Below are 12,376 nucleotides of genomic sequence, written 5' to 3' on the forward strand. Positions count from 1 at the left end.
CTGACCCTGCTGCCCGACCCTGCCCTGGGGGATGTTTCACGTGAAACCGATCGACCCGCGCCTGCTCCGGTACGCCCGGTCCACCCGCCTCTTCCTGGCGGCCGTGGTGGCCCTGGGGCTAGCCGGGGCGGGGCTGGTCGTCGGTCAGGCGATGCTGATCGCCGAGATCGTGGTCGGCGCCTTCGAGCGGGGCCTGGACGGCGACGCGCTGAGGACCCCGCTGCTGTCGCTCGCGGCGGTCGCACTGGGGCGCGGCCTGCTCGCCTGGCTCACGGAGCTGGCCGCCCACCGGGCCGGCGCGGCCGTCAAATCGCAGCTGAGGGGCCGACTGCTGGACCGAGCCGCGGACCTGGGGCCCGGCTGGCTCAGCGGGCAGCGGACCGGATCGCTCGTGGCTCTGGCCACCCGGGGCGTGGACGCCCTCGACGACTACTTCTCCCGCTACCTCCCCCAGCTGGGGCTCGCCGTGGTCGTCCCCGTGGCGGTCCTCGCCCGGATCGTCACCGAGGACTGGGTCTCGGCGGCCATCATCGTCGTCACCCTGCCGCTGATTCCGCTGTTCATGGTGCTGATCGGCATGGCCACCCAGTCCCGGATGGACCGCCAGTGGCGGCTGCTGTCCCGGCTGTCCGGTCACTTCCTGGACGTGGTGGCGGGGCTGCCGACGCTGAAGGTCTTCGGCCGGGCCAAAGCGCAGGCCGAGTCCATCCGCAAGATCACCGATGACTACCGCCAGGCGACCATGCGGACCCTGCGCATCGCCTTCCTCTCCTCCTTCGCCCTGGAACTGCTGGCCACGCTGTCGGTGGCGCTGGTCGCCGTGACCATCGGCATGCGGCTGGTCCACGGGGAGCTCGACCTGTACACCGGGTTGGTCATCCTGATCCTCGCGCCCGAGGCGTACCTGCCGCTGCGCCAGGTCGGGGCGCAGTACCACGCGGCCGCCGAGGGTCTGGCTGCCGCGGAGGAGATCTTCACGGTGCTCCAGACCCCGGTGGCGGCCTCCGCCGGCGTGGCCCCGGTGCCGGCCGCGGGGCTGCGGATCGAGATCGACGGGGTCGCGGTCCGCTACGAGGGCCGGGGAGAGGACTCGCCGGGACCGGTCTCGCTGGCGGTCGGGCCCGGGGAGTGCGTCGCCCTCATCGGGCCGAGCGGGGCGGGCAAGTCCACCCTCTTGCAGGTGCTCCTGGGCTTCGTCGACCCGACCGCGGGGCGGGTCCGGATCGGCGGCATGGACCTCGCCTCGCTGTCGCTCGAACAGTGGCGGGAGCGGATCGCGTGGGTACCGCAGCGGCCGCACCTGTTCGCCGGGACGATCGCCCAGAACGTGCGCCTGGCCCGGCCGGACGCGTCCGCGGAGGCGGTGACGGGGGCGCTGAAGGACGCCGGCGCCTGGGAGTTCGTCGCCGCGCTGCCGCGCGGAGTCGAGACGGAGCTCGGGGAAGGCGGGGCCGGGCTGTCCGCCGGGCAGCGCCAGCGGCTGGCGCTTGCGCGGGCGTTCCTCGCGGACCGGCCGGTGCTGCTGCTCGACGAGCCGACCGCCGCCCTCGACGGTGCGACCGAAGCGGCCGTCGTCGATGCCGTACGACGCCTCGCGGTGGGGCGGACCGTGTTGCTGGTCGTCCACCGTCCCGCGCTGCTGGCCGTGGCCGACCGCGTGGTGCGGGTGGGCGCGGAGGCGGCAGCGCCGACCGGTGCGGGGCCGCTGCCCGCTCCGTCCGCCGGCCGGGCGGGGACGGCGCCTGCATCCGGCGGCCTCGGCGGGGACCGCGCCCCGACCGCCGACCCCGGGGAGTGGATCCTCGGCCCCGCCCCCGAGAGGGGCGCGAAGGCGGGCGGCGCCGACGCGGGCGGCGGGGATCCGCTCCGGCGGGTGCGCGCCGTGGCCAAGGCATGGCAGGGGCGCTTCCGGCTCGGGCTGCTGCTGGGGGCCCTGGCCGTCGGATGCAGCGTCGGGCTGATGGCCGTCTCCGGATGGCTCATCTCGCGGGCTTCCGAGCAGCCTCCGGTGCTCTACCTGATGGTGGCCGTCACGGCCACCCGGACCTTCGGGCTGGGGAGGGCCGTCTTCCGGTACGCGGAGCGGCTCGTCTCCCACGACGCCGTACTGCGGATGCTCGCCGACGTGCGGGTGTCGGTCTTCCGCCGGCTGGAGCGCATCGCGCCCGCCGGGCTGCGCGAGCAGCGGCGCGGAGACCTCCTGGCCCGCCTGGTGGCCGACGCCGACTCCCTCCAGGACTACTGGCTGCGCTGGCTGCTGCCGGTGGGCACCGCGGTCCTCGTCGGCACCGGGTCGGTCGCCTTCACCGCCTGGCTGCTGCCCGGAGTGGGCGCCGCGCTCGCCGTCGGGCTGCTCGCCGCCGGAGTCGGGGTGCCGCTGGTCAGCGGAGCCTGCGCCCGGCGTGCGGAGCGGCGGCTCGCACCCGCCCGGGGAGAACTCGCCGTCCGAGTGGCCGATCTGCTGACCGGGACCGCCGAGCTGACCGTCGCCGGCGCGCTGGCCGGGCGCAAGGACGCCGCGAAGGCGAGCGACCGGACGCTGACCGCCGTCGCCGCACGAGGATCCGCCGCCACCGGGCTCGGGAGCGGGCTGAGCGCCCTCGTGTGCGGGCTGACCGTGGTCGTCGCCGCGGCCCAGGCCGCCGACGCCGTGCACGGCGGAAGACTGTCCGGGGTGGCCATGGCCGTGGCCGTGCTCACCCCGCTCGCCGCCTTCGAAGCGGTCAACGGGCTTCCGCAGGCCGTCCAGTACCGGCAGCGGGTGCGCCGGAGCGCCGAGCGCATCCACGAGGTCATCGACGCTCCCGTTCCGGTCGCGGAGCCGGAGCGGCCGGCCGCGGCGCCGGCCTCGCCGTTCCCGCTGCGGATGACCGGTCTCGCCGCCCGGCACCCCGGGCAGGAAGGGGACGCGCTGCACGGGCTCGACCTCACCCTGGAGGCCGGCCGACGGATCGCCGTGGTCGGCTCCTCGGGCGCCGGCAAGACCTCGCTCGCCCAGGTGCTGCTGCGGTTCCTGGACCCCCGCGAGGGCACGTACACCCTGGGCGGCACCGACACGCGCACGCTCGACGGCGACGACGTCCGCCGGATGGTGGGCCTGTGCGCCCAGGACGCGCACCTCTTCGACAGCTCGGTACGGGAGAACCTACGGCTGGCCCGGCCCGGAGCGAGCGAGGAGCAGCTGCGGGAGGCCCTGGCGGCGGCCCGGCTGCTGGAGTGGGCCGAGGGCCTTCCGGACGGGCTGGACACGCTGGTGGGTGAGCACGGCGAGCGGATCTCCGGCGGCCAGCGCCAGCGCCTGGCCCTGGCGAGGGCGCTGCTCGCCGACTTCCCCGTCCTCATCCTCGACGAGCCGGCCGAGCACCTGGACCTGGCCACCGCGGACGCCCTGACGGCGGATCTGCTCGCCGCCACCGAGGGGCGCACGACCGTACTGATCACGCACCGGCTCGCGGGCCTGGACGCGGTCGACGAAGTGGTCGTACTGGAGCGCGGAGCGGTCGTGCAGCGCGGTACGTACGCGGAGCTGGCCGCGGCCGAAGGGCCGCTGCGCAATCTGCTGGAGCGGGAGCGGGCCGCCGAGGGGGTCCTGGCCGACTTTCCCCGGTAAAAGGGACTAACTAGGCTCAAGGGCATGTCAGTGCAGGAGTCGCAGGAACCGCCGGAGTCCTCACCCGGAACACCGGACCCACTGAAAGCGGCCACCCAGGCCACCAGAAGTCTGCAGGGCCTCTCCACCGAGCTCACGGCCCGGGTGCCGCAACTGCTGGAGGCGATGCGCTCCGTCGGCACCGGACTCGAACTGCACTCCACCCTCGACCGCATCTGCGAGACGGCGGCCGAGCTCGCGGACGCTCGGTACGCGGCGATCGGTGTCGTCGACACCGAGGGCCGCGGGCTGTCGGACTTCGTCACCTTCGGCATGGACACCGAGACGGCCCGGAAGATCGGGCACCGGCCGGACGGCAAACGGGGCCTGCTCGGCGCGCTGATCTCCCACCCCGACACCGTGCAGCTCGCCGATCTCACGAAGGACCCGCGCTCGGCCGGGTTCCCGAAGCACCACCCGCCCATGAAGACCTTCCTCGGCGTCCCGATCCGGGTGCAGGGGGAGATCTTCGGCAATCTGTACCTCGCCGAGAAGAACGGCGGCGGCCGATTCAACGACTACGACGTCCACATGGTCCGGGTCCTGGCCACCGAGGCGGGCATCGCCATCGGCAACGCCCGGCTGTACGAGGCCGCCACCCAGCGCGAACGGTGGATCGACGGCTCGGTCGCCGTCACGACCGCCCTGCTGTCGGGCGGGGACGCGGACGACGCCCTGTCCGTGGTGGCAGAGCAGGCTCGCCACCTGGCCGATTCCGCCGCCGGGATCGTGATGCTGCCGGCCGAGGACGGTGGCATGGAGATCGTCGCGGTTTCCGCCGAGAGCGCGGCCACCTCGCTCGGTCTGGTGATTCCGGCCGAGAGCCCCGTGGTGGCGAAGCTGCTGGAAGGCGAGCCGGTCTTCGTGGAGGACGCCGCCGGCGACCCCCGCATGATCAGTCGGCTGACCAGCCAGTACGGGCCCTGCATGATGCTGCCGCTGCACAGCGGCGGGCGGGTGCTCGGCGCGCTGGTCACCCCGAGGGCCCGCGGCAAGCGGCCGTTCAGCGAGGCCGAGCGGACCCTGGCCACCCAGTTCGCCTCCCAGGCGGCGCTCGCGCTGATGATGGCGGAGGCGCAGCGCGACCGGGAGCGGCTCGCGGTGTTCGAGGACCGCGACCGGATCGCCCGGGACCTGCACGACCTGGTCATCCAGCGGCTGTTCGCCACCGGGATGATGCTGGAAGGAGCCCAGAGGCGGTCCGTCGTTCCCGAGGTGGTCGACGGAGTCGGCAAGGCCGTGGACGAGCTGGACGTGACGATCCAGGAGATCCGCACCGCGATCTTCGCGCTCCAGCAGGGACCGGCCGAGGCTCCGTCGGGACTGCGCACCCGGGTCCTGCGGGAGATCAACATGGCCGCCGTGCCGTTGGGCTTCAAACCGGCGCACCGCTTCCTCGGCCCGGTCGACACGGTGGTCGGCGAGCTGGTGGGCAAGAACCTGATCGCGGCGCTGCGCGAGGCCCTGTCGAATGCCTTCCGGCACGCGGAGGCGTCCCGGATCGAGGTGGTCGTGGACTGCACCGCCACGCTGGCCGACGGGAGGCCCGGGGTGCGCCTGGAGGTGGGCGACGACGGCGTGGGCATTCCCGAGGGGGGCCGGCGCAGTGGGCTGCGGAACCTGCGCCGGCGGGCCGAGTCGCTGGGCGGGTCGAGTTCGTACGGCCCCGGCATCGGGGAGGACGGCACCGGGACCACCCTGGTGTGGGAGGCCCCGCTCTGACGTCCGGCGCCCGACGCGGCGTCGCCCGTCCTGCCGTGGCGGACCGGCGGGACGCTGCGGACCGCCCCTAACGCTGGTGCGCGGTGCGTTCCGCGAGGATGCGCTCGATGACGACGGCGACGCCGTCCTCGTTGTTGGCGACCGTACGTCCGGAGGCGGCCGCGATCACGTCCGGGTGCGCGTTGCCCATCGCGTACGAGGTGCCCGCCCAGCGGAGCATCTCCACGTCGTTCGGCATGTCCCCGAACGCGACGACCTCGGCGGGGGAGATACCGCGCTCGGCGCAGCACAGCTCCAGCGTGCTGGCCTTGGAGACTCCGAGCCCACTGATCTCCAGCAGGGCGGTCGGGCTGGAGCGGGTGATCGCCGCGTAGGCGCCGGCGGCCGAGCGGGCGAGCGCCAGGAACTCGTCCGGGGCCAGCTCGGCGTGGTGCGCGAGCAGCTTGAGGACGGGAGCGGCGGTGTCGTCGGCCTCCTCCTCCAGCAGCTTCTCGGCCGTTGCCACATGGGCACCCGGGTCCTGGAAGAAGGGCGGGTACAGCGGCTCGTAGTTGATGCCCGTCGTCATCTCGACCGCGAAGGAGGTGCCCGGCGCGGCGGCGCGCAGCGTCTCCACGACCGTCAGCGCCGTGGCGCGCGGCAGTGCGCGCACCTGGACGAACTCCCGCCCAGCGTGGAGGTCGACCACCGCGGCCCCGTTCGCGCAGATCGCCAGGCCGTGGCCGTGGACGTGGTCGCTGACCACGTCCATCCAGCGGGCCGGGCGGCCGGTCACGAAGAAGACCTCGATCCCGGCCTCCTCGGCGGCAGCGAGCGCGGCCACGGTGCGCAGCGAGACGGATTTGTCGTCGCGCAGCAGGGTGCCGTCGAGGTCGGTGGCGATGAGCCGGGGAGTGGGGGTTGGCCCGTCCGGGCGCTGGGGAGCCGAGGTCACGGATCCATCTTCGCCCATGGCTCTGCGAGAGCCGACCAGAGCGGGCCGGGCAGCCGCGCCTGATGGCGATGTTTCTCCCCCGCCCGCCGCCGGGCGGATACCCGGGTGAAGGGGCGAGAGGCGATGTTTCACGTGAAACATGAGGGGAGCCGTAGGCTCGAACGCATGAGTCTGCGTCTGAGCACTGCGATCCTCCCGGTACGCCCGTGGCGTGAGGGCGGCCGTGACCAGTGGGTGCGAGCCGAGAGGCTCGGGTTCCACACCGCCTACACCTACGACCACCTGACCTGGCGGTCCTTCCGGGACAAGCCCTGGTTTGGCGCGATCCCGACCCTGACCGCGGCGGCCGCCGCCACCGAGAAGCTGCGCTTGGGCACGCTCGTGACCTCGCCGAACTTCCGGCACCCGGTGACTCTGGCCAAGGAGCTCATGTCGCTGGACGACATCTCCGGCGGCCGTTTCACCCTCGGTATCGGCGCCGGCGGCAACGGGTTCGACGCCACCGCGCTCGGCCAGGACCCCTGGACCCCGCGCGAGCGCGCAGACCGCCTCGCGGAGTTCGTGCCGCTGCTGGACCGGCTGCTCACCGAGTCCGAGATCACTGAATCCGGCACCTTCTACTCCGCGCAGGAGGCCCGCAACCTCCCCGGCTGTGTGCAGCGGCCGCGCCTTCCCTTCGCCGTCGCCGGAAACGGGCCGCGGGGGATGAAGCTGGCAGCCGCCCACGGCCAGGCCTGGGTGACCACCGGCGACCCGAAGCTCTTCGACGAGGGCACCCCCGAGCAGTCGGTGGAGGCCATCCGAGGCCAGCTGGCCCGGCTCGACAAGGCGTGCGCCGAGATCGGCCGCGCGTCCGAGCCGATGGACAAGATCCTGTTGACCGGCTTCACCCCGGACCGCAACACGATGCTGGACTCCGTCGACGCGTTCGTCGACTTCGCCGGCCGCCACCGGGAACTGGGCATCACCGAGATCGTGATCCACGCGCCGATCGCGGACTCCGAGTTCGCGGCCGACGAGAACGTGTTCGAGCAGATCGCCACCGAGGGTCTGGCCCAGCTGAACGGCTGAGACGCGACCGGTGCCCCGCCACCACCGGCTGGCGGGGCACCGTGGTCAGGACCGCAGGCTGTCGAGCGAGGACTGGGCGCGCTCCAGCAGCCCCTCCGGGACGACCCCTTCGGGCATGGCCCGAATTTCGTCGACCAGGGCCGCGAGCCGGGTGGCTCCCGCGTCCTTGCGACCGATCTCCTGCTCGGTCCAGGCCGCGTACTGCACGCACTGGAGCCGCTCCCCCAGGTGGTCCGGACCCAGTTCCGCGTACAGCTCCCCGGCGCGCGCGGTCAGCTCGATCTCCTCCAGCCTCAGCGCCTCCACGTCCGGCCCGTCCTCGCCATCGGCACCCTCGGCACCGGCATCGGCATCATCGTCATCGTCATCGGACCCCGACTGCTCGTGCGAGGTGACCCGCCAGTCGAGCACCTGCGCCAGCTGGAGCCAGGTCTGGGCTAGCTCGGACCGCAGCGGCACCGGGACCTCGGAGAGCTCGCCCTCCGAGGCGTACTCGGCCAGCGCCGCCTCCAGGACCCCGGAGGCCTGCTCCATCAGCTCCCGTGCCCGCGCCCACGCCGCCGCGTCGGCGCCTCCCCGCGGGGCCAGCCAGGCCAGGGAGCGCAGGATCCGCACCTCGGCGATCGGGGCGTCCCCCGTCACGCGGAACAGCTCCAGGGACCGCTCGTACGCGGCGGTCGCCTCCTGGTCCAGGCGCGCGGCGGACAGCTGTTCCGCCGCCGCCTGCGCCAGAGCGGCCTGCGGGCGGGTGTCCTCCCAGCCCTTGGCCACCTCCGCCGCCAGCAGGTACTGCTCCGCCGCAGCCCGGGGGTCGTTCAGCTGCCGCAGCAGATCGCCGAGGAACTCCCGCACGGACACGGCCTGTCCCTCGCCGTGCTCCAGCAGATCGGGCAGCGTCGACTGCAGCACCTCCGCCGCGTCGGCGTGCCTGCCCTCCCGCGCGTACGCCCGGGCCAGCACCAGCCGGGCCTGCGCCCCGCCGTCCGCGGTCAGACCGGCCTGGTCGAACCAGTGCGCGGCGGTCAGGGCGTGCTCGGCCGCCTCCGCCCCCGCGTCGGACCGGCGCAGCAGGATGTCCGCCAGGGTGAGCCGGACGACGCCGTGCGTCTCGGGCTCCGTCACCTCCGCCGAGTGCTCCAGCGCGGAACGCGCCGCTTCCTGCGCCTCCTCGGGCCGCTCCAGCGACATCAGCACACCTGCCCGCAGCACCAGCGCGTCCACCGCCTGCCACGGCAGGCCCGCCGCCACCGAGCGCGCCGCGGACGAGGCCAGCAGCGGCAGGGCCCGCTCGGGGTCACCCTGCGACAGCGCGACGCGGCCCAGCATCTCCTCGGCCTCGGCCGCCAGGTCGGGCAGCGCCTCCCCGTACGCGGTGACGAAGGCGCCGAGTTCGGCGGCCAGCTCACCGTGCCCGTGGTCCCGGCCGGGCTCGGGGAGGTGCTCGTGCCCGGGGCCGTCCTCCAGCGAGCGCAGGTACGACTCCACCCGCATCGCCGACAGCTCCGCCAGGGCGATCCGGCGCGCGCGCAGCGGCTCGTCCGCGTCCAGGGCCTCGGCGGCCTTCAGGGCAGCCGCCAGCAGCTCGCGGATCCGCTGCGGCTCGGCCCCGGACTGCGCGGCCGCGCTCGCCAGCCGCAGCTCCGCCAGTGCCGCCCGCTCCGCCTGCCGGAGCTCGCGGTAGCGGTCGCGGACCGCCTCCAGCAGCTCCGCCGCGTTCTCGGCTCCGCCGCGCGCCGCCGTCAGCGCCCGGTGGTCGGCGACATCGGCCGCGAGGAGCGGGTCCACCTCGTCCTGCGGGCGCGTGTCCACCCGTACGCCGACCTCGGCCCAGAGCGCGTCCGCGGCCGGGTGCCGCTGTTCCCGGGCCTGCCGGGCCCGCTCCACGAGATCCGCCAGATCCGCCGGATCGGCCGCAGCCACCGGGGACACGGTCGCGGTTGTGGGGGCGGTCACGGCGGCCGCCGGCTGCGGCAGCGCCGAGCTGCGCACTCCCAGCGGCAGTACGTCGACCAACGGCTCCCGCCCGATCCGGGCGAGGAAGCGGTCGGAGACCCGGGTGGTGCCGTTGCGGGCGTCGAAGCGGCGAGCGATGTCGAGCGAGCTCGCGCGCAGTACCTCGGACAGCTCGGACACCGTGTGGGGGACGCCCTCGTACGGCACGGCCGGGCTCCGGCCGTGCCCCAGCTCCGTCAGCCGGCGCAGCAGGACGAGGACGCCGCCGTGGAAGGCGAGCTGGTCGTCGACGTTGACCAGCGGGCTCATGTGGGCGGCGTGCTCGGCGAGGATCTCCAGACCGCGCGACTCGTTGCCGCTCAGGGCGCAGAACTCGATGTGCTTGCCGATGGACGGCAGCAGGCTCTCGTTGCCGCGGGCCATGCGGTAGCCGCGTACGTGGTGCGAACGGGCCTCGTCGAGGCGGCCCAGGCGCAGCAGCGGCAGCAGCGAGGTGGCGAGCACCCGGTGCGGTTCCTCGGCGCAGGTCCGCTCGCCCGCCAGCACCGGCTGCCAGAGCTCCAGGGCCCGGGCGTCCTCCCCGCGCAGTACGGCGTACGCGCCCTGGCCGTTGAGCTCGCAGGCGTGGCAGTCGCTCATGTCGTCACGTTCGGCCGCAAGCCAGGCCCGGTGCGCCCGCTCCGCCCGGTCGTCGTCGCCGATCGCGTCGGCGAGCCACAGCTCGGACTCGCGGACCGGCCGCTCGCTGTAGCCGGCGATCCGGTAGCGGCGCTCCATCTCCTCCAGCCACCCGACGGCGGACTGGAGCGGGATCTCGGGGGAATCGCTGATGGCCGTGGCCACCCACTTGAACTGCCAGAACAGCGAGTGAGCGTCCCACCGGCCGAAGGCGCCGGGGTCCTTGTCGTACTCCTGGAGCAGCCGGGCGAAGGGCACCAGCATCTTGGAGGACTCGGCACTCCAGAGGTAGGCGTTGATCAGGTTGTCCAGGGCCGTGCGGAACAGGGGCCCGTCACCGATCGCCTCCGCAGCGCCCACGAGCGCTTCGGCGTGCGCGTTGCGTGCGGTTCCGTTCGGGGAGTTCCTGTTCTCGACCAGGCCCTGCTCAATCTCCTCGCGCGTCAGCATGGTCACTTCTGTCCCTCCTGGGAGTCGGTGGAGTGGGTCGCCCATTCGAGGAGGCCGAGGAAGGCCCGGTTGAGCAGGGTGGAGTCGGCGGGGCGCAGCGGCCGCTGGGACATCAGCAGCGCCTGCCCGTACAGCGATTCGACGGCCGTGCCGGTCAGGGCCTCGTCGGGCAGGGCCGAGATCCGGCGGATCAGCGGGTTGTTGTGGTTGAGCACCAGGCGGGCGCGCGGGGCGGAGCCGCGCAGCGCGCCGAGGATGCCGCTCCACAGGGAGTCGGCGCTGTCCAGCGCCGCGGTGCGGTCGCGCTCCTGGCGGGCCTGGCGGTCGTCGAGGTAGAGGGCGGGGACGGAGACGGGCTGGAAGGCGCGCAGCACGACATCGCAGCCCTGCGCCTCCAAGCGGGTCCGTGCCGTGGACAGGAAGGGGGCGAGGGCCAGTTCGGCGGAGGTGGGAACCGGGTCGAGCCGCTCGGTGACGGCGCCGGCGTCCAGCTCCGTGACCTTGAGGTCCGGCCGGACGGCGGGCAGCAGGGCGAGCAGGTCGGCGTCGTAGGTGTATCCCGCGTTGATGACTCCGAGGCCGTGGGCCGCGGCGATGGGGGCGATCTGGCGGAACTCCTCGACGGTGCGCGTGAAGTGGATCTCGGTGTGCGCGGCCGTGAACTCCTGGAGGCTCATCGAGCCCTCGCTCGTCTCGAACGGCAGCCAGGGCAGCATCAGGCCGAGCAGCTCGGCGTCGTGCCGGGCCAGGGACTTCACCCCGAGGTGATGGACGCTCAGGAAAGCCGCGAGGCGCTCCGGTTCGCTCGCTGCGAGCTCGGCGAGCCAGGCCCGGACCCGCGCGCCGAGCGCCTCCCGTACGGCGGAAAGGGTCTCGTCGTCGTACAGGTTCTCGCGCGAGGCGGTGGGCCGCAGGGTGTCCGTGTCGATGACCGCGCGGACGAAGAAGGCCCAGTCCGGCAGGAGGTTGTCGGCGTGGTCCGTGAGCAGCATGCCCTTGAGGTGGACGCGGTGCCCGGCCCGGTGGGCGGGGCTGGTGGGCTCGGGGAGGACGTACGCGACTCCGCGCACCCCGGCGACGGGGAGGTCCAGGTCGATGCTGTCGAGCGGGGTGAAGCCGAAGAGCTGTGCGCAGTGGCCGGCGAGCGCGACGCGGCGCGCGGCGGGGGTGGGGAAGGGGCGGTCCCACACGGCGGGCCGGTCGGTGATGCCGCGCGGCCCGCCGGCCCCGCCGGCCCCGCTCTCGCCCTCCCCCTCGACGTCGCCTTCGGTGAAGGTGATGTCGTAAGGGAGGAGGGAACCGTAGTCGCGGGCCAGCTGCTCCACCTTGGCCGGGACGGTCCACTCCTCCGCGCCCGGGCGGGCCTGGAGGATCACGGTGGTGCCGGGCCCCCGGCGCGCCTCGTCGGGCAGTTCGCGGACGGTGTACGAGCCGTCGTCCGTGGCCAGCCATTCGACGGGCGCCGCCTGGGGGTCGCGGGCGGAGCGGGTGATGACCCGGATCTGGCGGGCCACCACGAAGCACGCGAGCAGCCCGATGCCGAACTGGCCGAGGAACTCCCGGCGGGTGGTCTCGAGGCCGTGATCGCCGCCGCGCTTGGAGCTGCGGCCGATGGTGGCGAGGAGGGAGTGCGCTTCGGCGGCGGTCAGGCCGATGCCGCTGTCCTCGATGGTCACCCGGCCCGCGGAGGCCGACAGGCGGATGCGGATCTCCGCCTCGGGGTGGAGTGCCTGGCGGGCGGTGACGGCGTCCACCGCGTTCTGCAACAGCTCGCGGACGTAGACGCGCGGGCTGGAGTAAAGGTGGTGCGAGAGCAGGTCGACCAGGCCGCGCAGATCGACTTGGAAGCTGTTGGCGCCGGGGTCGGACTGGGTGGCGGAAGAGGATGCGGACGTCATGGGGCGTCACCTCGCGTGCTC

Annotated in this window: 6 protein-coding genes; 3 read left to right on the forward strand and 3 right to left on the reverse strand. The window is 73.8% G+C overall.

Going from position 1 to position 12,376, the window contains the following annotated elements; genetic code table 11:
- The first annotated feature begins 40 nt into the window (after window positions 1–40).
- Entirely contained in the window at window positions 41–3,610 is a 3,570-nt protein-coding gene (cydD, locus tag ACS04_RS09375) for a thiol reductant ABC exporter subunit CydD (RefSeq protein WP_048476071.1), read from the forward strand.
- A 24-nt stretch (window positions 3,611–3,634) separates the two neighbouring features.
- Window positions 3,635–5,371 carry a GAF domain-containing sensor histidine kinase gene (locus tag ACS04_RS09380; RefSeq protein WP_048476072.1) on the forward strand — a complete coding sequence of 579 codons (1,737 nt, stop codon included), beginning with the start codon at window positions 3,635–3,637 and terminating at the stop codon, window positions 5,369–5,371.
- A 67-nt stretch (window positions 5,372–5,438) separates the two neighbouring features.
- Here ACS04_RS09380 and ACS04_RS09385 read toward each other — a convergent pair whose 3' ends face one another.
- A complete protein-coding gene (locus tag ACS04_RS09385; protein ID WP_048476073.1) occupies window positions 5,439–6,323 on the reverse strand; it encodes a Cof-type HAD-IIB family hydrolase in 885 nt (294 codons plus the stop codon).
- A 147-nt stretch (window positions 6,324–6,470) separates the two neighbouring features.
- On the opposite strand from ACS04_RS09385, the gene ACS04_RS09390 reads away from it, so the two are divergent.
- Entirely contained in the window at window positions 6,471–7,376 is a 906-nt protein-coding gene (locus ACS04_RS09390) for an LLM class flavin-dependent oxidoreductase (RefSeq protein WP_048476074.1), read from the forward strand.
- A 45-nt stretch (window positions 7,377–7,421) separates the two neighbouring features.
- Here the strand turns inward: ACS04_RS09390 and ACS04_RS09395 are convergent, their stop codons facing one another.
- Window positions 7,422–10,463, reverse strand: coding sequence for a tetratricopeptide repeat protein (locus ACS04_RS09395; RefSeq protein ID WP_053080729.1), 3,042 nt, complete (start codon window positions 10,461–10,463; stop codon window positions 7,422–7,424).
- Window positions 10,460–12,355 carry an HSP90 family protein gene (locus tag ACS04_RS09400; protein ID WP_048476075.1) on the reverse strand — a complete coding sequence of 632 codons (1,896 nt, stop codon included), beginning with the start codon at window positions 12,353–12,355 and terminating at the stop codon, window positions 10,460–10,462. The genes ACS04_RS09395 and ACS04_RS09400 overlap by 4 nt, the downstream gene beginning before the upstream one ends.
- Window positions 12,356–12,376: the final 21 nt, after the last annotated feature.

Origin of the sequence: Streptomyces roseus (assembly GCF_001044425.1) — a bacterium.
GTDB classification, from domain to species: domain Bacteria; phylum Actinomycetota; class Actinomycetes; order Streptomycetales; family Streptomycetaceae; genus Streptomyces; species Streptomyces roseus.

Excerpts from the sequence above, each read along its gene's own strand:
- ACS04_RS09385 (WP_048476073.1), bottom strand. The coding sequence starts at position 6,323 with ATGGGCGAAGATGGATCCGTGACCTCGGCTCCCCAGCGCCCGGACGGG.
- ACS04_RS09380 (WP_048476072.1), top strand. The coding sequence starts at position 3,635 with ATGTCAGTGCAGGAGTCGCAGGAACCGCCGGAGTCCTCACCCGGAACA.
- ACS04_RS09400 (WP_048476075.1), bottom strand. The coding sequence starts at position 12,355 with ATGACGTCCGCATCCTCTTCCGCCACCCAGTCCGACCCCGGCGCCAAC.
- ACS04_RS09390 (WP_048476074.1), top strand. The coding sequence starts at position 6,471 with ATGAGTCTGCGTCTGAGCACTGCGATCCTCCCGGTACGCCCGTGGCGT.